This is a genomic window from Micromonospora krabiensis, assembly GCF_900091425.1.
GTDB classification, from domain to species: Bacteria; Actinomycetota; Actinomycetes; order Mycobacteriales; family Micromonosporaceae; genus Micromonospora; species Micromonospora krabiensis.
The window spans coordinates 2,063,440-2,088,382 of record NZ_LT598496.1 but is presented as its reverse complement, the minus strand read 5'-3'; the positions used below and the strand labels follow the sequence as shown (position 1 = coordinate 2,088,382).

Sequence of the window (24,943 nt, the reverse complement as noted above, 5' to 3'; positions counted from 1 at the left end):
CTGCCCTACTTCGCCAGCATCGGCTGGATCTTGGCGCAGACGCCGTCGAGGACGGTCTTCACGTCCGCGTCCGCCTTCCACAGCGGGTCGAGCGCCGCCCGCACCTGCTGGCTCAGCTCGGCCTGACCCGCGTGGCTCGGCTTCACCACACCGGAGGTGATGCCGTCGATGACCACCTTCTGGAGCTGCTCGGGCTTGAGCTTCGGGTTCGTCTTGGCCAGGGTCTCCGCGGTCAGCTGGGACTGCCGCGGCGGCGGGAAGAACTGCGCCAGCTTCGCCGAGTTGGTCGGGTTGGTGAGGTAGGCGAGGAAGTCCGCCGCAGCGTCGGCGTGCTTGCTCTTCTTGAACACCCCGATGCCGGCCTGGCCGACCACGGCGTAGTCACCCTTCGGGCCGGCCGGCAGCGGCACCAGGTCCCAGCCGAACCCGTCGTCCTTGAGCAGGGAGGCGCGGGAGATCTGGGTGACCGTCATGGCCGCGTCACCGGCGAAGAAGTCGGCGGTCGTCCCCGGTCCGGGCAGCGCCTTGTCGGTGAAGATCGCCTTGTGCAGGGTGGTCATCGCGTCGACCATCTCCGGGGCGGCGAAGCCGCAGGACTGCCCGTCCTCGCTCCACGCCTGGGCGCCCCACCCGGTCCAGAAGGTGGACAGGTTGTCCCAGCCCTTGTAGTCGAAGTCCCGGATCACCAGCCCGGCCTTGCCGGTGGACCTCGCGGTGGCCGCGGCCGTGGCGAGGGCGTTCTCCCACGTCCACTGGCCGGCGGCGATCAGCTCGGCCGGGGTCTTCTGCCCGGCCTTCTTGACCTGGTCGGTGTTGACGAAGACGCCGAACGGCGAGGTGGAGAACGGGTAGGCGTACAGCTTGCCGCCGTCCTGCCAGAGCTTCAGGGTGGCGGGCGAGATGTCGTCGTACTGGTAGCCCTCGGCCTTCTTCAGCGTGTCGTCCAGCGGCAGCAGCGCGCCGGAGGTGACGAAGTCGGAGGCGGAGTTCTCGAACACCCACGCCAGGTCGGGGGCGTTGCCACCGGCGATCTGCGTGGTGAGGGTGGTGGTGTAGTTCTCGAACGGCAGCGGGTCGAAGGTGATGGCGCTGACGTTCGGGTGGCTCTTGCGGTACTCGTCGGCGATCTCGTTGAACAGCTTCAGGTGCGCCTCGTTGGCCGACCACACCGTCACCCGCAGGCTGGCCGGGCCGTCCGCCGCCTCGTCACCACCGCCGCCACAGGCGGACAGCGCGAGGGCGCCGGCCAGTGCCGCGGCGGCGAGCCGCAGGCCCTTTCCTGTCTTCACAATCATCTCCTCACCGGGGGGTTGTCAGTAGCCCGCGATCGACGGCCAGCGCAGCTCCACGCCGGCCGACGAGATGCGGTCCTGGAATTCGGCCAGCAGGCTGGGGGTGCCGCGGACCGCGCGCGGGGACTCGCCCCGCGCCAGACAGAAGTCGGCCAGCAGACCGGCGACCTCGCCGACGTTCCACTCGACCGGGTGCAGCCGGTAGCTGCCGTTGGTGACGTGCGTGGTGCCGATGTTCTTGCCGGCGGGCAGCAGGTTCTCCACCCGCTGCGGGATCAGCGCGCCGAGCGGGATCTCGAAGGGGCAGGAGCCGACGTCGATGTAGTTGTCGCCGCCGGTCGACGGGTGCAGGTCGATGCGGTACATCCCGACGCCGACCGCGTCGTCGTAGTGCACGGCGCCGTGGCTGCCGCGCACGGCCAGCGACAGGTCCTGCTCCACCACCGTGTATTCGGCGCGGATACGGCGCGACTCCCGGATGTACGGGGCCTGGGCCAGGCCGTCCCGGCTGCCGGTCACGTCGCCGCGCAGGCGCAGCCCGGGGAACCCGGTGCCGCCGTCGGGCCGCGGCGCCTCGGTCTGCAGCCAGTACAGGACCGAGTAGGACAGCTCCCGCGCCTTGGACAGGTGCCAGGACGCGTTCGGCACGTCGATGACCGGGCCCTCGAAGTAGTCGATCATCGGCCAGTTGACCAGGGTGATGTCGCTGCCGTACACGCCGTCGGTGAAGTTGCGCCGGGCGGCGATGCGCCGGAACGTCCACAGGTTGCCGTCGCCCGGGTTGAGCCGCTGGTCGGCGTTGACCGCGAGGGGGTCGTCGTCCGGGTTGGGGGTGAAGCTGCGCTCGACGATCTCCAAGGTGCGCGGGTGGGGGGAGCGCCAGGAGAGCAGCCGGTCACCCCAGAAGTCCGGCTTGTAGTCGCGCCAGAAGTCGTACCCGGCCGGGCGGTCGATGGTGTGGTCGCCGTCGACGTGGTCGAGGGCGAAGCACACCGAGACGGCCTGCATGTTCATCGGCTGCGCCTCGGCGGGCGCGCTCGGCTCGCCGGTCTCGGCCCGCGACTCGAACCCGGTCACGTACTCCGTGCCGGACAGCGGCAGCAGCTCGCCGGTCTCGGTGGCGTCCAGCACGTACGGGGCGGTCAGGTCGATCCGCTCGTCCCGGTCGCGGTGCGCCACGGTCACGCCGATCACCCGGTCCCCGTCGGTCTCCACCGCCACCGGCCGGTACGGCTGGAGCACGGTGAGCCGGCTCGAGCCCCGGTACGGCGCGAGCATCTCCTCGAGGACCGCGACGGCGACCCGGGGCTCGTGACAGAGCCGGCTGACCCAGCCGGCGCCCGGGTTGAGGTCGGTCCAGGCGCGGGACCGCTCGGTGAGGGGGTAGTGCCGCCGGTAGTAGTTCCGGATCCCGTTGCGCAGCGCCCGGTAGCTGGCGGTGGCCCCGAACTGCTCGATCCAGGAGTGCTCGTCCGGCGGGACCGCCTGGCTGGTCAACTGCCCGCCGAGCCAGTCGAACTCCTCGGTCAGGATGACGGACCGGCCGGCGCGGGCGGCGGCGAGAGCCGCCGCCACACCACCCAACCCGCCACCGACGACGAGGACGTCCGCTCGCATCTGTGCCACGTGCTTCCTTCCAGTTGCGCGGTCGCCGCTCAGGGGCGGCCGACCGCCGGTTCGGGGGCGCCGAGGGTGGCCCCCTCGACGAGTTCGCAGGGCAGCAGCCGCTGCTGGATGCCGCTGGCGCTGCCGTCGATGACGTGGGTGAGCACCTCGACCGCCTGCCGGCCCATCTCTTCACGCGGGATGTGGAAGCCGGTGAAGACCAGGTCGGCCGGGACGGGGGAGGTCGGGTCGCCGAGGGTGAGCAGCGACAGGTCGCCCGGGACGGTGAGCCCGCGCCGGCGGGCGGCGCGCTCCACCGCCACCGCGGTGGCGAAGTCCTCCACGAGGGCGACCGTGGTCCCGTCGGCCAGCAGGTCGTCGAGGACCGCGTCGGCGTCGTCGGCGGCGGCCGGGCGGTCGCGGGCACTCTCGGCGGGAGCCGAGGCCGCCAGGTAGCCGCGGCGGCGGTCCTCGGAGGACTCCGCCCTGGTACCCATGCTGAGGTAGGTCAGCCGGCGGTGGCCGTGGGCGAGGGCCCGCTCGACGAGGTGGCCGACCGCGGTGGCGTAGTCGGCGCCGACGTAGGGCACCGGGCCGCCGGCGTCGTCGCGACGACCGACCGCCACGTACGGGTAGCCGTCACGGTTGAGCCGGTGCAGCTCCGCGCCGTCGATCTCGCGGCCGAGCAGGATGCAGCCGTCGGCCAGGCGCAGCCGGTTGTCCTGGTGGAAGATCCGCCGTCGACCGTCGACGACCGGCGCGCTGGTGAAGAGCAGCAGGTCGCAGCCGGCTCGCTCGGCGTACTCCTCGATGCCGAGCAGGAACGGGTGGAAGAAGTCCCGGCTGCCGCTGGGGAAGGCGGGCTCGTAGGTGAAGACACCGATGATCCGGTTGAAGCGGGCGGCGAGCCGGCGGGCGACCGGGTCGGCGGCGTAGCCGGTCTCGGCGATCACCCGCAGCACCCGGTCCCGGGTCTCCGGGGCGATCCGCACGTCGGCGTCGGCCCGGTTGTTGAGCACCAGGGACACGGTCGCCTGGCTGACGCCGGCCAGCCGGGCGATGTCACGTTGAGTGACGCGACGAGGGATTGCGGTCACGGGGGTTCCTTCCGACGGCGCTAATACGCATTAGCGCTCGGTGTAGGGAGGAGCCTCGCGGCCGGACCCGGCCGGTGTCAAGGGGGTGAACGAAGATTTCGGGAACGTGAACCCGCAGGAGTAATGCGTATTAGCCGAGACGACCGGATTGACTGCCGGCTCAACCCTGCACTGTCGACGGATTCCGGCGCACCCTCTTGACAGTCGCGCCCGCCGCCGAGCAACATTCGAGAAACACGGTTGATAATACGTATTAGCATCCTCGTCGGGTCGGCCACCGTCCGACGGACGTCGCCGTGCCCGCCTCACCCAGCGTCACCGCCGCCCGCCCGGCGCTGCGCACCACCGCCGCGCCGATCCCGTCCCGAGAACAGGAAGACGCATGACGAGAACCCGTGTCCCCGCACCCGCGCGCCGTGCCCTCGCCGCGGCCGGAGTCGGTCTGCTGGTCACCGCCGTGGCCGGCGCCCCCGCCGCCGCCGACGAGCCGGGGATCGACTTTCCCCGGTTCGGCTACGTGGGCACCGCGTTCGACAAGGCCGACCTCGCCTACAACCCGACCAACGAGTTCATCTTCCCCAGCGTCATCCGGGCCGCCGACTACTTCCCGAACCCGCTCGGCGCCTACTACCTCTACTACGCCCCGCACGAGCGGCCCGGCGGCATCGCCCTCGCGTACGCCGACTCGATCGACGGCCCATGGACCGAGTACACGGGCAACCCGCTGATCAGCAATACCTGGCTGCCGCACTACTCGACGGTCAGCCACGTCTCCTCACCGCACGCGGTCTGGATCGAGGGCGAGGGCAAGCTCTTCCTCTACTTCCATGGCGAGAACTCGATCACCCGGTACGCCACCTCCGCCGACGGCATTCACTTCGGCTACGGCGGCACCGCCGTGAGCCGGGACGCGACCACCGGCGGCGAGACGTCGTACGCCCGGGTCTTCGAGCAGGCGATCCCTCGACTCGGCAGCCGGTACCTGATGGTGTTCATGGACAACCCGACGGCGGCCGCGCCCGGCCCGACCGGGCCGGTATCCCGGCGGATCCGTTGGGCGGTCTCCCCCGACGCCCGCACCTGGACCATCCAGCCCGATCCGCTGGTGACCCCGCAGGGCGACGAGGGCCCGAACGCCTCCGGCCCGTTCTTCCTGCGCTGGCAGGACCGCAACCTGGTCATCTACCACGCCGCCGATGGCAACATGCACGCCGTGGACGTCGGCGAGGACTTCGACCGGGAGGTCCACCTGGGCGTCGTGCACGACTCGATGAACACCGCGCCCGACCTGGGCCGCTCCGCGGCGCCGACGTTCTACTTCGACGGCCGCACTGTCCACATGTACTACGAGGCGGGCGGACGGCTGACCGCGACCATCGCGCACGCGGTGGCGACCCTGCCCGAGCCGGTGCCGACCCGCCAACTGGACTGCGCCGTCGACCGCCCGGTGCTCTGGCCGCCGAACCACAGGCTGGTTGACGTCGCCGTGACCGTCGACCTGCCCGACGGCGTCCTGGGTCCGCGCGCCTTCGCCCTGACCGGGGTCAGCGGCGGCGACGCCGCCGATGTCAGCGACTTCACCGTCGGCGCGCCGGATCTGTCCGGGCGGCTGCGGGCGGAGCGCGCCGGCAACGGCGGCGACCGGGTCTACACCCTGACCTACGCCGGGCACGACGAGATTGGCCGGCCGGTCGGCTGCACGGTGGCCGTCACCGTGCCGCACGACCGCGGCGGGCACTGACCGTCCGCACCAGACGGCCCGCGGTCCGATCGGACTGCGGGCCGTCGGCGTTCCGGTGGAGGATTGACAGATGATCTGCCGGCGCTGAGGATGGCCTCAGTTCACCGACCGCCACCGCACCGACACGGGATGCTGTCGCACTTCGGCGATGCCACGGCGTCTTCCCGGCGGTCGGCTCTCACCACCTGTCCCGTTCACCGTGTCGCGTGCCCGGTTGCCGCAACGACCGCCCGCGACCCACCGGATGGAGCTCGCAGACCCCGAGCGCGCCCCTCGGCCACCTCCGTCGGCGATCAGGCCGACCAGCCAGAAGGGCAGACAACCCATGCCGAAACCCTTGTCCGTACGGGGGCGACGTCGCCTCCCGATGGTGGCCGGCCTGGCCGCGACCATGGCCGTCGCGCTGCTGGTGACGCCGGCCTCGGCGACCGTGCCGCAGGCCCCGCCCGCCGATCCCGGGCCGGTCGCCGGCGAGCCGGCTAACGTCGTCGAGGTGCGACTTTCGGGCACCGCCGAGCTGGACGCGCTGGTCGCGACCGGCGTCGACCTGGACCACCACGTCGAGCGGACCGAGAACGGTGTCGTCGCGCACGCGGTCATCACGCCCAGCGAGGCCGCGCGGCTGACCGCCGCCGGTTTCACCCTCGGGGAGGTGCTGCACCGTCCGCAGGACGCGCAGGCCCGGATCGCCGAGCGGGAGGCGACCATCGCCGAACATGTCGCGGAGAACCGGGAGTTCGCCGCCGCGGCGGCCGACCCGACCGCCCCGGACGTCTCCGACATCAAGATCATCCGCGCGGACTACTACACCTCGGGGACCGGGCAGGTGCTCTCCGTCGAGGCGAAGTGGGCGCAGGGGCAGAGCGCGACCGACACGCTGACCGTCGAGCGGGACAGCGGCCCGGGCACCGCGATCGGCTCGGGCGGAACGCAGACCATCTCCCGCTTCGTCGACGCCGGCGTCTACCTCTACCACCGTGGCGCCGCTGCGGTGACCACCCGGCCCGAGTACATCAGGATCACCAGCCCGACCGGCGACGTGGCCGTCGCCAAGGTGCAGGAGTGGCTGCCCACCCCGGAGACCAGCCCCGAGGGGCCGGGCTACCAGAAGGACTTCGTCACCAGCTACCTCACCCCGACCGAGCTGTACGCGCGGATCCGGCAACTCGCCGCCGAGTTCCCGAACCTGGCCGAGATCGTCGAGCTGCCGTACAAGACCAACGGCTACCGGCGGCACGCCCAGGCCGTCCTCGGCACCGCCACCAACAGCCGGGTCGCGGTCGACTCGCTCGCCTGGGGCCACCAGGGCGGCAACGACATCTCCGTCGAGCTGGCCAACCCGGGCGCCGGCAACGCCGCCCTGGCCGTGACGGTCACCGGCCCGGCCATCCGGGTGGACCTGGCCACCGACGGCTCGGGTGCGGTCACCAGCACCGCCGCCCAGGTGGTCGCGGCGCTCAACTCCGCGGCCGGGTCGCTGATCCGGGCGTACACCTATCGGGGCAGCCCGGGCACCGGCGTGGTCGCGCCGGCGGCGCGGACCGCGCTCACCGACGACCTCAGCGCGCCGGCCACCGTCTCCCGTGAGCCGCACCCGGTGTACGCGATCCGCATCGGCAAGGTCCGCGACGGTTCCAAGCCGGGGGTGCTCGCGTACGCGCAGGAGCACGCCCGGGAGTGGGTGCCTCCGCTGGTGACCGTCGAGACCGCCGAGCGGCTGCTGCGCAACTACGCGCACGACGGCCAGACCAAGCAGCTGCTGAACAACCTGGACATCTGGATCGCCCCGTCGATCAACCCGGACGGCGGCCACTACTCGTTCTACGACTTCAACTCGCAGCGCAAGAACATGACCAACCACTGCCCGCTGACCGGTTCCGCGGACTTCCTCGGCCGGGACTCGTGGGGCGTCGACAACAACCGCAACTACACCGAGTACAGCCTCTTCGACGGCTACTCGGGGGCGTCGACCAGCTGCACCAGCGGCACGTACGCCGGGCCGAGCGAGCTGTCCGAGCCGGAGAACAGGAACCTCGACTGGCTGGCGGCCCGCCCGAACATCCGGTTCTCGATGAACCTGCACTCGTCCGGCAACTACTTCATGTGGTCGCCGGGCGCGTACGCCCTGCCGGACCGCACCTCGGCGCCGCGCCCGACGCTCGCCCAGGAGTCGTTCTTCTGGGGCGCCTCCTCGCGGATCCTGACCGCCATCAAGCAGCACCGCAACCTGGCGGTCACTCCGGCGCGCACCGGCCCGATCTCCGACGTGCTCTACTCGGCGGCGGGCAACTCGGGCGACATGCTCTGGTACAAGTACGGCATCTACGCCTGGAACTTCGAGGTCGGCACGTCCTTCCAGCCGGACTGGGAGGAGGCACACGCCGAGACGATGGAGTTCTCCAACGGCCTCGTCGAGCTGATGCGGGTCGCCCGCGACTTCGCGAAGGACAACAGCCGCCCGGAGAGCGGCCTGACCGTCACCGCCAGCTCGACGCCGGGCATGGTGAACGTGACGTTCGAGACCAGTGAGCCGGCGGCGGTGTTCTACACCCTCGACGGCGTCGCGCCGACCTACGAGTCCACCCTGTACGGCTCGGCCGGCATCCGGGAGGGCGGCGAGACGCTGACCGTCCCGGCCGGCACGCGGATCCACTGGTTCTCGGTGGACGCGGCGGGCAACGTCGAGCAGAACTACCAGCCCGACGGCCGTGGCAAGAACTACCGCAAGGGTCAGGCGGTCCTCACCACCGGCTGATTCCGGCCCGTCGACCGGCGGCCGCGGCGCACCGTCCCGCGCCGTGGCCGCCGGTCCACGACCTGGCGGGCTCGTGCGACGGGCCCCGCCCGGGCCTGCCCGGCGGAAGCCGCGTCAGCGCAGGAAGTCGGCCATCGTCGCCACGAACGACTCCGGGTCGTCGAGCCAGGGGAAGTGCCCGGCGCCCGGCTGCACCACCAGTCGGGCGTGCGGGAACAGACCGGCGTAGTCGGCCGCGCGCTTCGGCGGAAGCCCCACGTCGTACCCGCCGGCGAGGAGGAGCACCGGGGCCGGGAGGTGCGTGACGGCGGACCGGACCGCGGCGGGATCGAGCGCACCGGGGGCGTAGTAGAGGCGCGCGACGGCGGTGTCGCGGTCGGCGTCCATCCGGGCGCAGTACGCCTCGCGGGCCGCGTCCCACCGTCCGTGGCTGAACGGTTCGATCGCCGACCAGTCCGCCTCGGTCGCGTCACCGGACCAGATCCGACCGAACGCCTCGAACGCCGCCGGGAACCAGGGTTCGCCCCGGCGCAGCTCGGCGAGCGCGCGACGGTCCTGGTCGGTCACCTCCACGCCGACCGGCCGAGGGCTCGGCGTGACCAGGGCCAACCTGGCGACGCGGTCGGGGTGTCGGGCGGCGTACCCGAGGGCCAGCGACGCCCCCGCCGAGTGCCCCACCAGATCGAGCCGGTCGAGCCCGAGGTGCCTGCGCAACGCCTCGACGTCGCCGACCTGCCGGTCCCACCGGTAGGTCGCCGGGTCGGCCGGCGCGGCGGAGTCGCCGGTCCCGCGCAGGTCCAGTCGCACCAGGCAGCGGTGCGCGGACAGCCCACCCAGGTCGCCGAGGTAGGACGAGGGTATCTGGGGGCCGCCGGGCAGGCACACCAGCGGCGGGCCGTCTCCGGTCCGGTGGTAGGCGAGCCGGGTGCCGTCGTCGGTCGGGAAGGTGTCCACCGGGGGAGCCTACGGACCGTGTCCTCATCGGGCGACCTGTATACGACAGACGTAGGAGCCGGCGACGATCACCTCCCGCACCTGTCCGATGACCCACCGCTTCCGGGTTCCTAGGGTGCGAGGCAACTGCCGCACCGGCGGCCGCTCGCCCTCGCGGGACGAGCGGGGACATGGCCGGTGCCGGACATGGGGAGGAGCACGATGCGAACCACAAGGAGCTGGTGGCGAGTGTCGGCGGTGGTCGCGATGACCGTCGCCGTCGGCCTGCCGGCGGGCGCCGCGACGGCCAAGCCGCCGGCGGACCGCCTCGGGCCGGTCGTTCAGAACGGGGTGACCCAACCGGTGTACGGGTACGCCGACGCGATCCGCGAGCGGGTGTTCGTCACCTCCGACGTCGACACGGACGCCGACGGGCAGCGGGACGTCGTGGCCATGGACATCATCCGGCCCAAGGCGAGCAGCCGGGGCCTGCGCGTGCCGGTGATCATGGATGCGAGCCCGTACTATTCGACGGTCTGCCGGGGCAACGAGAGCGAGTGCAAGGCCGATGTGGACGGTGACGGTCTCAACGACCAGTGGCCGCTCTTCTATGACAACTACTTCGTCCCCCGCGGCTACGCCGTGGTCCTCCTCGACATGATCGGCACCAACAACTCGACCGGCTGCCCGGTCACCGGTGGCCGCGCCGACAACATCAGCGCGCCGACCGCGATCGACTGGCTCAACGGCCGGCGGGCCGGCACCGACGCCAGCGGGAAGCGGGTCTACGCGTCCTGGCACAACGGCAAGAGCGGCATGATCGGCAAGTCGTACGACGGCACGCTCGCCAACGCGGCCGCGGCCACCGGCGTACGCGGCCTCAGCACGATCGTGCCGATCTCGGCCATCTCCAGCTGGTACGACTACTCGCGCAGCAACGGACTGGTCACCCGCGCCAACAACTACTCCGGAAGCCTCGCTAACACGGTGACCAACCCGGAGCGGCGGGAGCACTGCGCGGCGGTGCGGGAGCAGCTCGGTGTCGACGGCGACGACGTCACCGGCGACTACAGCCCCTTCTGGGCGGAACGCGACTACGTCCCGGACGCCGACCGGGTGCGCGCCAGCGTGTTCGTGGTGCACGGCATCAACGACAACAACGTCCGGCCGGACCACTTCAGCAAGTGGTGGGACGCCCTGGCCGCGCACAACGTGCCCCGCAAGCTCTGGATGACCGGCACCGGGCACATCGACCCGTTCGACTTCCGCCGGGGCGAGTGGGTGGACACCCTGCACCGCTGGTTCGACTACTGGCTGTACGACATCCGCAACGGCATCATGACCGAGCCGAGGGTCGACATCGAGCGGACGCCGGACGTCTGGGAGACCCACCGCGACTGGCCGGTCCCGGGCACCCGCACCACGCAGGTGTGGCTGCGGCCCGGCGCCGAGGGCGCGGCCGGCGCCCTGTCGCTGCACCCGGAGCGGGGCAACGTCGCCCGGACGTTCCAGGACACCCCGACGATGAGCCAGGCCAACGCGATCCGGCACCCGTCGGACCCGCAGGCCAACACCCAGAACCGGCTGGTGTTCCTGTCCGAGCCGCTGAAGGCGCCGCTGCACCTCTCGGGGACGCCGGTCGTGCGGATCAAGGCGTCGGTGAACGGCGAGGACACCAGCTTCGCCGGCCTGCTGGTCGACTACGGCACCCGACCCCGGTTCGGCACCTCCGGTGACGGCATCCGCACCCTCACCGAGGAGAACTGCTGGGGTGAGCAGGCGACCTGGGGTGGGTTCGCCGAGAACGCCTGCTACCGGGAGACCGAGAAGGTCGTGACCACCGACCCGCAGGAGCTGGTGACCAAGGGGATCCTCGACGGTCAGAACCTGAAGTCCCTGTCGGTGACCACCCCGCTGGTGCCGGGTAAGAAGAACACGGTGGAGGTGCCGCTGCTGCCCGAGGACTACGTCTTCGCGGCCGGCAACCAGATCGGCGTGGTGCTGCTCGGCTCGTACTCCGGCTACAGCAGCCGGGCCAAGCAGAACCGGGCCGACATCACCGTCCACTTCGACAGCACCCGCATCGAGCTGCCGGTCGTCGGCGGCCGGTCGGCGGCCGCCCGGGCCGGTTTGTGACGGCGGGCGGGCGGGGCGCTCCCGGCGCCCCGCCCGCCCCCCGGGTCACTCCTCGGGCCGGTACGCGCCGGTGAGCCGGCCCAGCTTCAACGCCAGGTGCAGGCACAGCCGCTCGTTGCCGTCCTTCAGGTCGGTCTCGGCCAGCTCCTCGATGCGCTGCAACCGGTAGTAGAGGGTGGTGCGGTGCAGCCGGAGCTGCTCCGCGGTCGCGTGCGCGTTGCCGGCCAGGTCCAGGTAGCGCTCCAGCGTCTGCAGCAGCACCGGGTTCGGCTGGTCGCGGAGCAACCGTTCCAGCCCCGGGTGCACGTCGGCCATGTCGAGGTGCCGACCCTCCAACCGGGACAGCACCCGGTAGATGCCGAGCCCCGCCCAGGAGACGACCGGGCCGAGCGCCGACAGTCGGGCACCCACGCGCGCCGCCTGCAACGCCTCGCCGTACGACCCGAACGCCTCGGCCAGCTCCGGCCGGGTCTGCCCGATGCCGACGACGGCGCGTTCGACCGAGTCGAGCCCACGGCTGGCGTGCCGCAGGTTGTCCTCGAGCAGCTTCGCGGCGACCTCGGGGGAGGGCCGCCCGCCGCCCCGGCCGCCGCAGAGCAGCAGCACCCCGTGGTCGTCGCGGACCAGGTGCAGCGCCTCGCGGGTGCCGATCCACCGGCGGGTGGCGACCAGCGCCTGCTCCAGCGCGAGGCGGGCCACCTCGTCGGGCAGGTCGTCATCGGGGGTGACCAGGTGCGCGACGAGCACCGTGGCCGGCCCGTCACCGGTGATCATGCCGGCCTCGCGGAGCGTCCGCATGGACTGTGTCCGCGTCGCCCTGCTGTCCGACAGCAGCGTCCGCGTCGCCTCGGTCTCCCGCTTCCAGGCCAGCTCGCCGAGGAGGTTCTCCCGGTACAGCGCCAGGGACAACTCGCTCATCAGGCCGGTGGCGGCGAGGTCCGCGTCGGCCATCGTGCCGTCCGGGTCGATGAACCAGACGAACCCCAGCAGCAGGTCCTGGTGGCGGATCGGGACGCAGACCCGCGGCAGCAGGTCCAACTCCGCCGAGGCCGGCGTACGCACCGGCGCCCGGGCGTCCATGATCCCCGTGTTGCGGAACCAGGCCATCACCTCCGGGGTGGTCTGCCGGCGCAGGATCGAGGCCCTGCGCACGTCGTCCATCAGCCCGGTGTGCTCGCTGTAGACCACCACCCGCTGTCGCCGGTCCTCGATCAGCGCCGGACGGCCGGCGTAGGCGGCGAGAGCGTCTACGAGGCGCTGCAGCTCACCCTGCACGAGTTCCTCCCGTCGGCTCGTCGGCGGACCGTCACCTACCGGGTACCCCGTTGTGCCCTTGGTGTCGCGTGCACGGGCCACGACCTGGCTGGTCGAGGTGCCACGGCACAGAACGATCATGCTGCCCGACGTGGGCCGGGACAAGGCTCCGGCCGTGGTCACCCGCGACGGACCGGGCCGACCGGGCGCCAGGTGGGGAGCTTTCGTCCAAGGAGGACAGCCCCGGTACCGGTCGGGTGGGCCGACCGGTACCGGGGCTGCGGAGGGGACGCGGAACGGAAGCCGCGCGGGGGTCAGCGCGAGCGGATGATGTCGTCCACCAGCGCGGCGAACCGCTGCGGGTCCGCCAGGAACGGCGAGTGGCCGCCGGGCCAGCGGCGGGTCGCGGTGGCGTGCGCGGCCATCGTCTCCTGCAGGGCGGGCGGGATCGTCCGGTCGTCGTCGCAGACGACGTACGTGGACGGGATGTCGTGCCACGCGGCGCGCGTGACCGTGCCGGTGAACGACAGGAGGCTCTGGTCGACCAGGTCCTCGACCGCCCGGGCCGCCACGTCCCGCGGCACGTCGTGGTAGAGGGCCTCGCCGGGGCTGCCCATCAGCGGGAAGAGGCCGGTGGTGTCCGCCGGCACGTCCATGCCGTGGCGGCTGTACATCGACTCGCCGTCGTCGAGCAGGTACGCGGCCAGGTAGATCAGGTGCGCGACGTTGGTCGCGCCGGTCAGGCCCTCGCTGGTGGGGATGCCGGCGTACGAGTGGGCGACGACCACGGCGGGCCCGTCGACCTGGTCCAACTCCTTGCGGATCACCGCGGCGTCGTCGTACATCGAGGCGGTCGGCGCCGGATCGCGGCCGGCGCTGGGCAGCGCGACCACCCGGGTCTCGTAGCCGAGCGCGGCGAGCGCGCTCCGGGCGGCGTCCCAGGTCGAGGGGCGGTGCCAGGCGCCGTGCACCAGCACGACCAGCGGGCGGTCGGGACCTGCGGTCATCGTCGTACCTCCGTCGGGGGCCCGGTCGCGGGTAGGGCGCGAACCGGCGTCCGGACAATCTGTCGGACAGTGTGTCCGACGGTAGCAGGGTGGCGGGTCCGCTGACAGGGACGGGTGATCCGGCCCACCCGGGCCCGTACACGACGCGGGGGCACCGCCCCTGCCCGGCGCGCGCTCCGGGACGGCGGTGACTCGTTCACCCGATGGGACCGCCGTGCGGAAGGGATGTGGTGGCCGTGGGATGCCCGATCGGGACCGAGGCTCGCCGGTGACGGCGCCCTCCGTCCTGCGCACAGCGGGCAGCCCGGAGCGGCCGACCTTCCTGGAACTGCTGGTCGACCTGGTGTACGTCTTCGCGCTCACCCGGATCTCCCAACGCCTGATCGACGACGTGACCACGCAGACGCGCTTGCCGTTCGCCGAGATCGGTAAGACGCTGCTGCTCCTGCTGGCCCTGTGGCTCACCTGGCTGATCACCGTGTGGTCGACCAGCTGGCTGGATCCCGAGGTCCCGGTGATCCGGGTGGTCCTGTTGATCACGATGGCCGGCAGCATGGTGATGGCCGTCGCCGCGCCGCGTGGCTTCACCGATCACGCGCTCGTCTTCGCGGCGGCGTACGCGGGCGTCCAACTGACCCGGGTCGTCTACTACGGCGTCGCGACGCGCCGGTCGGGCGGCGCCCCGTCGGCGCTGCGCTCCCTCTTCTGGTCCGGGCTGGCCGCGCCGCTGTGGATCGTGGGCGCCCTGATCCCGCACGAGTCGGTGCGCGCCGCCCTGTGGGCCTGCGGCCTGCTGGTGCAGTACGCGGCCTGGGCGACGGGCTACCCGGTCCCCTGGTACGGCCGGGACCGGATCGCCGACCAGCCTGTCGCCGCCGCGCACCTGGCCGAGCGGTACCAGCAGTTCCTGCTGATCGCCCTGGGGGAGGTCATCTTCACCATCGGTGTGGCGTTCAGCGGCGGCGCCTTCCTGCTGCCGCAGACGGTCGGGTTCGCGCTGGGGCTCATCGGAACGGTGCTGTTCTGGCAGATCTACTTCCAACGGGCCGGCCGGGTGCTGACCGAGGCGATCGGCGCCGCCCGGCGACCGTCGATCATCGGCTTCTCCGCCGCGTACGCCCACCTACCGATGATCGTCGGCATCGTCCTGGCCGGCGTCGGCTACGAGCTGATCATCTCCGCGCCGTTCGGGGCGTCCGAACCGATGTGGCTGCTCGCCATCCTGGGGGGTCCGGCGATCTTCCTGGCCGGGCGGGCGGTCCTGGAGTTCCAGGTGTTCAGCCGGGTCTCCCGGTCGCGGTGGGCCGGCTTCGCGGTGCTCGGCGCGCTGGTGCCGGTGCTGTGGCGCGTACCGTCGCTGGCCGCCGGTGGCGTGGCGACCGCGGTCCTGCTCGGCGTCGTCCTGTCGGACCTGCGGCGGGCGCGCGGACGGACGCCGGAACTGCCCGTTCCCCGGCTCTGAGCGGCAGCGCCGTGGGGGAGGCCACAGTGATCGACGGTTCGGGCGAATGCCGCCGTCGGCTCGGCCTAGCATGGTGCGTGATCAAGATTCGGACGTCGCGGAACCGGGCTCCGGGCTCGGCCGTCGTCACGCTGCCCATGATCGTTACTGTGTCGCGGTTCCGGCTCGTCCCGGTCGCCTCCCCGAGCGGGGTGCGGGGATGACCGACGGATCGCCCCGGCAGCTGGTCGAGGAGCTGCTGAACGACGGCGGCGGCGTGCTCCGCCTCGCGCCGGCCTTCGTCGCCCGGGACCTGGTGCCGCCGGGCCGGCGGTTCGGCCTGCCCGAGGACGCGTACGACCTGGGCGAGCGGGGTTACATCTGCGAGCGGTGGCTCGGCTCGACGACCAAGGCGGACAACCGGATCGGCCCGGCCGACGAGGGGCTCAGCCACATCGTCGACTCCACCGGACGGCCACGGATGACCCTCCGGGACGCGGTCGCCGCCGACCCGAGCGCGATCATGGGTGCGGCGTACGCGTCGACCCACCCCGCGGGCCTCGGACGGCTGGCGAAGCTGCTCGACTACGGTGACCGGATCCCGTTCCACATCCACCCGCCCCAGCGCTTCGCCGAGCTGGTCGGTCGCCGCTCGAAGGACGAGGCGTACTACTTCCCGGCCGGCGTCGACATGGGCGCCCACCCGGAGACGTTCTTCGGGGTCCACCCGTCGATCGTGCGGGAGGGCAGGTACGACGTGCTGCTGCCGTACCTCGTCGACTGGAACAGCAACCTGATCCTGCGGCACTCGCGTGCCGAGCTTCAGGTGCCGGACGAGGGCTTCCAGGTGCCGTCGGGCGTGCTGCACGGACCGGGCACGGCGCTGACCCTGGAGCTGCAGGAGGACTCGGATGTCTTCGCGATGTTCCAGGCCCTCAACGCCGGCCGGATCATCGACAAGGAACTGCTGTTCCACGACGTACGCGCCGAGGACCGCGGTGCGCACGGCGAGCGGTTCCCGCTCAACTTCGTGGAGTGGGAGCTCAACGGCGACCCGTTCTTCTACGAGAACAACCACCTGACGCCCCAGCCGATCGACGGGTCGGGCGGCGGCCAGGAGTCGTGGATCTTCTACAACACCGCGAAGTACAGCGGCAAGAAACTCGTCGTCCCGCCGGGCGGCCGGCACACCGCGATCGAGAACGGCGTCTACTCGCTGCTCGTGTGGTCCGGCAGCGGCCGGTACTGCGGCCACGACGTCCAGGCCGGCGACGCCGACCGGGACGAGCTGCTGATCAGCCACGACGTGGCGACCGCGCCGCACACGATCGAGAACACCGGCGACACCGATCTGGTGGTCTTCACCTTCTTCGGCCCCGACGTCAACGACACCCCGACCATCCCGCGTTACCCCGCCTGACACGGCTCGGCGTACCGGCCCGCGACCCGGGCCGGTACGCCGCCGGGGCGGCTCCCACTAGGCTCGGTGCATGGCGAGGTACTACGACGTGCACCCGGACAACCCGCAGCCCCGGGCCGTCGGACAGGTCGTCGACCTGATCCGCTCCGGCGGGCTGGTCGCCTACCCCACGGACTCCTGCTATGCGCTCGGCTGCCAACTCGGCAACCAGGAGGGCCTGGACCGGATCCGCGAGATCCGCCGCCTCGACGAGCGCCACCACTTCACCCTGGTGTGCCGGGACTTCGCCCAGCTCGGCCAGTTCGTCAAGGTCAGCAACGCGGTGTTCCGGCTGGTCAAGGCGTCCACCCCGGGCAGTTACACCTTCATCCTGCCGGCCACCCGCGAGGTGCCGCGCCGGATGCTGCACCCGCGCAAGCGCACCGTCGGCGTGCGCGTGCCGGACCACGCGGTCACCCAGGCGTTGCTGGCCGAGCTGGGGGAGCCGCTGGTGTCGAGCACGCTAATCCTGCCCGGCGACGACGAGCCGATGACCCAGGGGTGGGAGATCAAGGAACGCCTCGACCACCTGGTCGACGCGGTGGTCGACGCCGGGGACTGCGGCAAGGAGCCGACCACCGTGGTCGACCTGTCGCAGGACGAGCCGGAGGTGTTGCGCCGGGGCGCCGGCGACCCGTCCCGCTTCGAGTACTAACCGTTCCCGCCCGAACGTGGTTCGTCGTCGTCGTCGTCGTCGGCGGCGGGCGGCGGGCCGGCGTCATGGGACGGCCTGATCCGGGCGAGCCTGCCGGTCAGGCCGGTCAGCCACAGGTCGACCTCCACGAGGTGGCGGACCGGCGCCTCGGTCTCCCCGTCCACCAGGGGCCGGAGGCGGTCGACCTGGTCCGTGCAGCCGCTGCCGGTGACCTCCACGTGCGGCGACTCCCCGTGGGCGACCTGCTCCGACACCTGGACGTACGACGAGCGGACGGCTGCGGCCGCGTCCCGCAGCGCGGCGTCCACCCGCGGCCACCCGGCCAGTGAGCCGGGCGGGTTGCGACGCAGCAACGCCTCCGCGCCGTACACCGCGTGCTGGCCGGCGGCCATCACGGCCTCCCAGTCCAGCCGCCGGGCTCGGCGGCCGTGGCGTTCCGACTGGTACTGGTGGTAAGAGGCGTTGGTGAGGTTCATCGCCGCACGCGCCCGGGTCAGCGCCGATTCGGGGCGCCCGCCGGCGAGGACCGCCTCGACCGTCGCGACGACCGCGTCGCCGCTCGCCGCCAGGTAGCCGGCGACGTTGCGGCGCAGGTCGCCGCTCGCGCCACGCGGCCACATGAGCACCCCGGCGAGGATGCCGATCGCGGCACCGATCAGGACGTTCTCCAGGCGCGCCTCGGCGAGGCGCCAGTCGGCGGGCGCCAACTGGGCGAAGACGAACGTGAGCAGCAGGGTGAACATCGCCTGCGCCCAGACCTGGCTCCAGAGCCGGCCGACGGTGAACGCCAGCACCATGGCGACGGGCAGCGCCACCACGTAGATGATCGGGTCATGGACCAGGATCAGCAGCAGACCGCTGACGCCGGCGCCCAGGGCCGTGCCGAGCACCGCCGGCCGCAGGGCCGTGCGGGTGTCCACCGCCGAGGTCCGCAGGATGGTCAGGGTCGCGAGCAGCACCCAGAAGCCGTGCACGAGGCTCAGGCTTCCGGCGACCACCCGGGCGGCGGCCAACGCCACCGCCACCCGCAACGCAGACTGTGCCGGCGCCGACCAGGGTGACAGGTAGGCGGAGAACTGCCGCCGGTAGCGGACCCACGGCGGTTGGCCCGCGTCGACGAACAACTCGTGGTACGCCCCGGAGTCGGTCTCGTCGCGTACCGGCGCGCCGACGGCCAGCCGGGTGGCGACGGCGACGATGCGGACGTGGTCGGCGACGGCCAACGCGGTCACGTCCCGGCACAACCGGGGCACGTCGAGTCCGTCGGCGGCCGGTCTGTCGGGGTACGCCGACTCGGCCCGCCGGATGGCCGCGTCGAGCGCGGCGAGGTCGTCCGGTGGCGTACCGGTGCGCAGGCCGCGGGAGGCGGCGCGCGCGGTGTCGGCGCAGCAGCGCAGCAGCGCGCCCGCCTCGGTTGCCGGCTCCGACCGCGGGGGCGTCTCCGCCGCCAGCCGGTCGGCCTCGGCGAGGGCCTCCCGCAGTGCCGCCCCGCACAACCGCAGCGCCTGGTCCCGAATCCCGGCGGCGGTCGGCCGCTGCGGAGCGGGTAGCCGGGACAGGCGCACAGCGTCCACCGCTTCGGCGGCGGGCTCGCGCAGCCGGTTCCGGTCGGGCTGGCCGCCCGCGGGGTCCGCCATCGCCGCCGCCGTCGCGTCCAGGTACGTCGCGAGCCGCCCGGCCGCCTCGGCGAGGCGGTGCGGGTAGGGCACCGGCGTGGGGTCGGGCCAGAGCAGCACCTCGGTGAGGGCGATCAGGCCGATGCCGAGGGTCACCCCGCCCAACCGCTCCGGGAGCGTGTCCGGCTGGTACGGCGGGACCGACGCGAGGATGTAGAAGAGCTGGAGCGCGGTGGCCAGCCCGACCAGGCGGGGACCACCCACCCCGGCGAAGGCCACGGCGAAGCCGATGACGAGCATCCCGCCGGCCGCCGCCCACGTGTTCCCGGCCAGCGCGGTGCCGGCGGCGACCAGCGCCCAGGCCACCGGCGCCGCCGTGAGCAGGCTGCGGGCGCGTTCCCGCGCCGATCCGGGCAGCTGGGCGAAGGCCCCGGCGGCGACCGCGCCGAAGAGTCCGTACGTGGCGAGATTGACGCTGTGCAGGGCGTACCGGCCGGCGTAGAAGACGGTGGACGCGACGAGGGTCAGCCGGGCCGCGCGCCGCAGCGCGACGTACCCGGGGTCGCGGCGGCGTAGCCACGCCAGGCTGGTTGCGAGCACGCTCGCCCCCCGGGTCTCTCGTGCGCGGCTCATCCCCGGTCTTCCATTGTTCCCGGGAATGTGCCGGCCCGGGCGCGCTTCCGGCGGGCCCGGCGCCCGCCCGGCCGCCGGGTTCCGAGCGTGCCCGGAGACCTGGGCGGTCAGAGCCGGTGCCGGACCCACACGTTGGGCTCGACGTAGACGGCGTAGTTGTGCGTGACGTCGACCTGCACCGGCACCAGGGCGCCGGGCACGTGCACCGGGCCGCTGGTGTCGAACGGCAGCCCCGTCCACCCGCGCCAGTCGGCGAGGGTGCCGGTGATCGTCATGGACCGGGGAGCGACGCGTTCGATGCGCCCGCCCGCGCGGACATGGACCCGCAGCCACGGGTCGACCGGCAGGCCGTCAGGGCGGACCTGGGCGGCGTACTCGGTCATCGGCAGGTCCGGCTGGAGGTGCTTGCCGCTCGGGCGCACCGGCGCGACGAGGGTGTCGTAGCCGTGCTTCGCGACTGCCTGACGCATCGCGTCGAGCATCAGCGCCGACAGGCCGGTGCCGCGCCGGTGAGGGTGGATGCAGATCTCCAGCGCCGACACGATGGTCGTGTCGGCCGCGGTGAGCCGGTCGATGGTCGCCCGCTGGATCACCCGGTCCCAGCCACCGTCGGGCAGCTCGTCGTCGGTCCACCGGAACGGGGCCGCGTACGCCCGGGCCACCGCGCGCCCGGGCTCGTCGGAGTCGACGGCCGCGAAGACGAACTCGGGGTAAAGGTCGTGCGCGACGCTGTAGTAGACCGAACCCATCGGGTCCCAGAGCATGAACGGCGGCCAGGCTCCCTCGAAGTCCTCGTCGAGCAGCGGCCGCAGGTCCGGGCGGTCCGCCAGGGACACGATGTCGAGGGTCACGGCCGGAACGGTAGAGGGCGCGGCCGCGGCGCGCATGTCATATTCCGCGCCGCGGCCGCCGACCCCGGGGCGGGGCCGGTACGCGCCGTCGCCGTTCAGCTCCGACGTCGCCGCGCGATCCCTGGACCCGCCCCGGCGGGTGTCACGCCGCCGAGGCGGTGGCCCCCGCGTCGCGGGTCGCGGTCGGGGTGGCCCGCCGGGCCGCCGGCACCACCGGGGCCGACCAACCGGAGGACGCCTCGGCGCCGGTCGTTCCCACCCGCTCGGTGGCCTGCGCCTGCCGCAGTGCCAGCTGGGCGTTGTTCCACGGCGTGCAGGGCCACGAATCGCCGGCGCACAGCAGGTTGCGGCATCCTCCCTCGCCGTCGGGCTCGTGCGCGTCGGCGACCCCCAGGGCGAGCTTCCACAGCAGTGGGTCGGTCACCCCGTCAGGACGGTCGGTGCCGCCGTCGACGTGGCCTGTTTCGGACATGGCGAAATCCCCCCTCGGATACGGTGCCGCCGTACCTTCACCCGTGCGACCCCCCGGTAAACATCGGTGGCGCGGCGGACCTGGGCTGTGTTGCCCGTACCCCCGATTCTCGCCGAGGCCGACGCCCGGGCCGCGCGCCGTTCGTCGCCGTGTCGCAGGCGTCACGAAAGCAGGGGCCGCAACGAGCCTGCGCTCACGGCACGTCACGACGCCGCTTCGGCCCGTCGCCGTTGGACGTGACGAGGTGGCGCCACCAGGGCGGTCGGGTCGCTGCGGGCTCGGCGCTGTCGTGGCGCGGATTAGGGGCGGGACGGCCAGGACGACGGTGCGGGCACCCGGGCCGCGATCGGTCGTCCGGACAGCCGCCGCAGCGCCAGGTAGGCCTCGCAGCCGAGGCAGAGGTCGAACGCCGCGTTGAGGAACGCGGCCGCCAGCGCGGCGCCGGTCGCGGTCAGCCCGAGCGCCGGCACGCCGGCGAGCAGACCGATGGCCGCCACCACGGTGAAGGCCAGCCCGACGAGCTGCGCGAACCGCACCGGCGCGACCGGCTCCAGCTCGGTCGGGGCAGCGAGACGCGGTGCCACGAGCACCCGGTAGAGCAGGCCGTACGGGCCGAGTCGGGGTCTGGCGGCGGTCACCGCGAAGACGGCCGCCTGGGCCAGCAGCAGCGGAGCGGACGCGGTGATCAGGGCGACGGCGAGGACGACGGTGGTGACGGCGGCGGCGAAGCGCGGCGCGCGAGGGTCGAGCAGCATGGTGGACGTCCGTTTCGGCGGGGACCCCGGGCGAGGCGGGGGTGACCGGGCGGGGAGAGGCGAGGAGCGTGGCGGGTCAGGCGGAACGGACCGCGCGACACAGGCTCGTCGCCGTCCGGCCGTGGTCCACCGCCCGGCGTCGGGTCAGCCACACGCCCGTCACCGCGCGGCCCCGGCGAGCAGCGGCCGGATCGTGGCGACCAGCTCGGCGCGGACGGGCACGCCGGACGCGCGTCGGACGACCCGCCCGTCGGCGTCCACCACCAGCACCGTGGGCGTACGCCACACGTCGAGCGCCCGGACGGCGTCGAGGTGGTGTTCGGCGTCGACCTCCAGGAGACGTACGCCGTCGACGTCACGCGTGACGTCGTCGAGGATCCGTCGGGTCGCCCGGCAGGGCGCGCAGACCGCGGAGGAGAACTGGACGAGGGTGACGCCCCCGGGGCGTACGCCGACCGCGGCGAGCACGGCGCTGGTCTCGTCCGCCGCGGCCGGACCGGTGCCCGCGACCACGCGCAGCCGGCCGTCCCGCCGGCGGCGCCACCAACCGAAGGCGGTGGCGAGCGCGAGGACGCCCACGACCACCAGCACGCCGGTCAGCGGAGATTGCGCCACCAGGCCAGCGTGCCACACCGCCGCGGCGACGGATCCGGGCCGACGAGGTGACGTACGCCACCGCGGCGTCGTCCATAGCGGGTCGGCGGGAATCCGCAACCGCAGGCGCGACCGTCCCGCGTGGACCGGTGAAGAGGTTCACACGAACTGGGCGATCGTCGCCGACCGTGCCTAACGTCGGTCGAGTTCGCGAACGCGGACACCGAGACCGGTAACGCCAAATCCCGCCGCCGGTCGTCGGCATTCGTCAGTCAGGCGGGAGCGGGGGACCCACCGTTCCTCGGCGCCCAGCGCGAGCCGCCAGGGCGCCTCGGGGTGAAGCCGCCACCCGCGGCCGGGCACCTCAGCCCGAACCCGACAGCTCACCTCGCCGGCGTGGAGGACGTATCACCATGGCACCTGCGTATCACGCACGACACCGAGCCGTGACCACCCGCCGGGTCGCCGCCGGCACCCTGGCCGCCGGGGCGGTCACCGGCGCCGTCGCCGTCTTCGGCGCCGCGGCCCCCGCCCAGGCGGCGGTCAACTGGGACGCCATCGCCCAGTGCGAGTCCGGGGGCAACTGGCATATCAACACCGGCAACGGCTACTACGGCGGACTCCAGTTCTCGCAGAGCACCTGGAAGGGTTACGGCGGCACCCGCTACGCCGCCCGCGCCGACCTGGCCACCCGCGGCGAGCAGATCGCGGTCGCCGAGAAGGTGCTCGACGGTCAGGGCATCGGCGCCTGGCCGACCTGCGGCAAGAAGGCCGGCTCCACCACGAAGCCGAAGACGACGACGAAGTCGAAGACCACGGCGAAGTCGACCGCCACCTCCAAGACCCCGTCGCAGCGGTCGACCGGTGAGCGGCGCGCCACCACCCCGGCCTCGGGTGGGGCGTACGTGGTGAAGCCCGGCGACACGCTGTCCGAGATCGCCGCGGCGCACCACGTGACCGGCGGCTGGGAGGCGCTCTACGAGCGCAACCGGAAGGTCGTGGGCGCCGACCCGGGCCTGATCTTCCCGGGTCAGCGGCTCAGCCTCTGACCGTCTACCGGCGGCGGTCCCGGCCCGCTGGTCCGCCAACGGGCCGGGACCCCTCGGTCGGCGCGGGCGGCTACCCGAACGAGTGGATGTGGCCGCCCCGGCCCGCGTACGGGGCCCAGCCCCGGCCGGCCAGCGCGTCCGCGCCGTCGGCCACGAAGGCCAGCCAGGCCGCGCGCAGCGGCGCGCCGCGATCGGTCACCTCCGCCCAGGTGCGGCCGGCGAGCATCGGCGCCCGACCCCACGCCGCCTCGTCGCCGAAGAGCAGCGGCAGGTCGCTGCAGTGACAGGCCCGGTGCGCCGAGGTGGAGCCCGGCTCGTCGATCCGGTACGCGAACACCCGCGCCCCGGCCGCCGCCAACCGCTGGGCGAAGCGCAGGGTGGGCCGGTGGAACACGCGGCGGGTCGCCGCCCCGATCAGCCCTTCCTCGACGGCCCGCCCGACCAGCGGTACCCGCCGCGACAACGGCCCGTCCGCCAGGAAGTACGCGACCTCCCGCCGGGTGGTGCCCAGCACCACCTCCAGCCCGTCCGCGCCGGAGCGGGTCGCCTCCCGCCAGCCCCGCAGGTCGGGCAGCGGGTCCACGCCGGCGACCGGCCCGTACGCCGGGGCGAGCCCGAACCCGAGCCGTAGGGCGAGGTCCTTCTCGGCGGCCCGCTGCGCGGCGACGATCGCGGCCGGCGACGCGGCGTGCGGGTCCCCGTCGAGCCGCGCGAGGAACCGCCGCGCCACCCGACCGGCCGTGGTCGCGCTGCCGAGCCCCAGGCCGAGCGGGGGGCTCTGCAGCACGGCCCGGCGGAACAGCGACCGCGCCTGCGCCACGCTCAGCAGGCAGGCGAGCGAGTGGGCGCCGGACGACTGCCCGATCACGGTCACGTTCTCCGGGTCGCCGCCGAGGTGGGCGGCGTTGTCACGCACCCAGCGCAGTGCCTCGATCTGGTCCAGCAGCCCGAGGTTGCCGGGGGAGACGCCCGGCGCGTACAGGTAGCCGAGCGCGCCGAGCCGGTAGGTCACACTCACCACGACCACGTCGCCCTCCCGGGCGAGCCGGTCGGTGCGGTACCGGTCCCAGGATCCGGCGCCGGAGCGGTAGGACCCGCCGTGCAGCCAGACCACCACCGGTCGGCGTCGCGTGTCGGCCGCCGGGGTCACGATGGTGAGGTTGAGGCAGTCCTCTGACTCGACCCCCACCTCGGACCAGCCGCCCGTCGCCACCGACCGGGTGGGCGGCTGCGGGCTGACGCCGCCGTGCCGCCGCGCGTCGCGTACGCCGGACCAGGGTCGCTCGGGCACCGGTGGGGCGAAGCGGTCCGCGGTCGCGTAGCGGACGCCGCGCAGGATGGTCAGCCCGTCCGCGCGCTCGCCGCGCAGCGTGCCACCGCGTACGGTGACCAGGACGTCCGCCCCGTCGACGGGTTCCGGCGCGGGCGCACCGGCCTCGACGGCGACGCCGTCCTGGGTGAACGACCCGGACGTCACGGGCAACCCTGCCTTCCGTCGCCACCGCCACCGTCGCCCGACCGGGGGCGGTGACGGCCCCGCCGGGGCGACGGGGCCGGGCCACGGTAGCTCCGGCCGGTGACGCCCGACCAGTGGCGTC

The 24,943-nt window shown here is 73.1% G+C and carries 19 protein-coding genes and 1 riboswitch; of the genes, 7 read left to right on the top strand and 12 right to left on the bottom strand.

All coding sequences use genetic code 11. The annotated features are described in order from the left end of the window. Window positions 1-5: 5 nt before the first annotated feature. From GA0070620_RS09255 to GA0070620_RS09245, 3 genes are read right to left on the bottom strand one after another with little or no spacing between them, the layout of a single operon-like run. Window positions 6-1,289 (bottom strand): ABC transporter substrate-binding protein, encoded by a 1,284-nt coding sequence (locus GA0070620_RS09255; RefSeq protein ID WP_091589474.1) that lies wholly within the window; start codon window positions 1,287-1,289, stop codon window positions 6-8. A gap of 24 nt (window positions 1,290-1,313) precedes the next feature. Further along, window positions 1,314-2,909, bottom strand: coding sequence for an FAD-dependent oxidoreductase (locus GA0070620_RS09250; protein WP_091589473.1), 1,596 nt, complete (start codon window positions 2,907-2,909; stop codon window positions 1,314-1,316). Window positions 2,910-2,947: 38 nt separating this feature from the next. Continuing rightward, the gene (locus GA0070620_RS09245) at window positions 2,948-3,994 is read right to left on the bottom strand and encodes a LacI family DNA-binding transcriptional regulator (protein ID WP_091589472.1); all 1,047 of its coding nucleotides are present in this window, start codon (window positions 3,992-3,994) and stop codon (window positions 2,948-2,950) included. Between the two features lie 382 nt (window positions 3,995-4,376). Here GA0070620_RS09245 and GA0070620_RS09240 point away from each other — a divergent pair, with 382 nt between their 5' ends. Further along, entirely contained in the window at window positions 4,377-5,735 is a 1,359-nt protein-coding gene (locus GA0070620_RS09240; protein ID WP_197677575.1) for a glycoside hydrolase family protein, read from the top strand. 325 nt (window positions 5,736-6,060) lie between these two features. After that, window positions 6,061-8,490 (top strand): M14 family metallopeptidase, encoded by a 2,430-nt coding sequence (locus GA0070620_RS09235; RefSeq protein ID WP_091589471.1) that lies wholly within the window; start codon window positions 6,061-6,063, stop codon window positions 8,488-8,490. Between the two features lie 114 nt (window positions 8,491-8,604). On the opposite strand, the gene GA0070620_RS09230 is transcribed toward GA0070620_RS09235, so the two are convergent. Next, a complete protein-coding gene (locus GA0070620_RS09230) occupies window positions 8,605-9,444 on the bottom strand; it encodes an alpha/beta fold hydrolase (RefSeq protein WP_091589470.1) in 840 nt (279 codons plus the stop codon). Between the two features lie 201 nt (window positions 9,445-9,645). Here GA0070620_RS09230 and GA0070620_RS09225 point away from each other — a divergent pair, with 201 nt between their 5' ends. Further along, window positions 9,646-11,559 (top strand): Xaa-Pro dipeptidyl-peptidase, encoded by a 1,914-nt coding sequence (locus GA0070620_RS09225; RefSeq protein ID WP_091589469.1) that lies wholly within the window; start codon window positions 9,646-9,648, stop codon window positions 11,557-11,559. A gap of 45 nt (window positions 11,560-11,604) precedes the next feature. Here the strand turns inward: GA0070620_RS09225 and GA0070620_RS09220 are convergent, their stop codons facing one another. Beyond that, a complete protein-coding gene (locus tag GA0070620_RS09220) occupies window positions 11,605-12,834 on the bottom strand; it encodes a PucR family transcriptional regulator (RefSeq protein WP_157741575.1) in 1,230 nt (409 codons plus the stop codon). A gap of 293 nt (window positions 12,835-13,127) precedes the next feature. Next, the gene (locus tag GA0070620_RS09215) at window positions 13,128-13,820 is read right to left on the bottom strand and encodes an alpha/beta fold hydrolase (protein WP_091589467.1); all 693 of its coding nucleotides are present in this window, start codon (window positions 13,818-13,820) and stop codon (window positions 13,128-13,130) included. A gap of 268 nt (window positions 13,821-14,088) precedes the next feature. Here GA0070620_RS09215 and GA0070620_RS09210 point away from each other — a divergent pair, with 268 nt between their 5' ends. The 3 genes from GA0070620_RS09210 (at window position 14,089) to GA0070620_RS09200 (ending at window position 17,375) form a co-directional block, all read left to right on the top strand. Further along, complete coding sequence (locus tag GA0070620_RS09210; RefSeq protein ID WP_157741574.1) at window positions 14,089-15,282, top strand: low temperature requirement protein A; 1,194 nt, start codon at window positions 14,089-14,091, stop codon at window positions 15,280-15,282. 199 nt (window positions 15,283-15,481) lie between these two features. After that, window positions 15,482-16,681, top strand: coding sequence for a cupin domain-containing protein (locus GA0070620_RS09205; RefSeq protein WP_091589465.1), 1,200 nt, complete (start codon window positions 15,482-15,484; stop codon window positions 16,679-16,681). Between the two features lie 70 nt (window positions 16,682-16,751). Beyond that, entirely contained in the window at window positions 16,752-17,375 is a 624-nt protein-coding gene (locus GA0070620_RS09200; RefSeq protein WP_091589464.1) for an L-threonylcarbamoyladenylate synthase, read from the top strand. Here the strand turns inward: GA0070620_RS09200 and GA0070620_RS09195 are convergent. The 5 genes from GA0070620_RS09195 to GA0070620_RS09175 all read right to left on the bottom strand — a co-directional run bounded on the left by GA0070620_RS09195 (window position 17,372) and on the right by GA0070620_RS09175 (window position 22,317). Beyond that, complete coding sequence (locus GA0070620_RS09195; protein ID WP_091589463.1) at window positions 17,372-19,624, bottom strand: FUSC family protein; 2,253 nt, start codon at window positions 19,622-19,624, stop codon at window positions 17,372-17,374. The two genes, GA0070620_RS09200 and GA0070620_RS09195, sit on opposite strands and share 4 nt — an antisense overlap. Window positions 19,625-19,731: 107 nt before the next feature. After that, on the bottom strand, window positions 19,732-20,475 hold the full coding sequence (locus tag GA0070620_RS09190) for an N-acetyltransferase (RefSeq protein WP_231922307.1): 744 nt from the start codon (window positions 20,473-20,475) through the stop codon (window positions 19,732-19,734). Window positions 20,476-20,617: 142 nt separating this feature from the next. Then, the gene (locus tag GA0070620_RS09185; protein ID WP_091589461.1) at window positions 20,618-20,947 is read right to left on the bottom strand and encodes a hypothetical protein; all 330 of its coding nucleotides are present in this window, start codon (window positions 20,945-20,947) and stop codon (window positions 20,618-20,620) included. A 299-nt stretch (window positions 20,948-21,246) separates the two neighbouring features. Continuing rightward, window positions 21,247-21,702, bottom strand: coding sequence for a DUF4395 domain-containing protein (locus tag GA0070620_RS09180; protein WP_091589460.1), 456 nt, complete (start codon window positions 21,700-21,702; stop codon window positions 21,247-21,249). A gap of 159 nt (window positions 21,703-21,861) precedes the next feature. Next, window positions 21,862-22,317: a TlpA family protein disulfide reductase gene (locus GA0070620_RS09175; RefSeq protein ID WP_231922306.1), complete on the bottom strand. Its 456-nt coding sequence runs from the start codon at window positions 22,315-22,317 to the stop codon at window positions 21,862-21,864. A 205-nt stretch (window positions 22,318-22,522) separates the two neighbouring features. Next, a riboswitch (cyclic di-AMP (ydaO/yuaA leader) is annotated at window positions 22,523-22,707 on the top strand. Between the two features lie 2 nt (window positions 22,708-22,709). On the opposite strand from GA0070620_RS09175, the gene GA0070620_RS09170 reads away from it, so the two are divergent. Further along, entirely contained in the window at window positions 22,710-23,345 is a 636-nt protein-coding gene (locus GA0070620_RS09170; protein ID WP_091589459.1) for a LysM peptidoglycan-binding domain-containing protein, read from the top strand. A 70-nt stretch (window positions 23,346-23,415) separates the two neighbouring features. On the opposite strand, the gene GA0070620_RS09165 is transcribed toward GA0070620_RS09170, so the two are convergent. Next, window positions 23,416-24,822 carry a carboxylesterase family protein gene (locus tag GA0070620_RS09165; RefSeq protein ID WP_172836404.1) on the bottom strand — a complete coding sequence of 469 codons (1,407 nt, stop codon included), beginning with the start codon at window positions 24,820-24,822 and terminating at the stop codon, window positions 23,416-23,418. Between the last annotated feature and the right edge of the window lie 121 nt (window positions 24,823-24,943).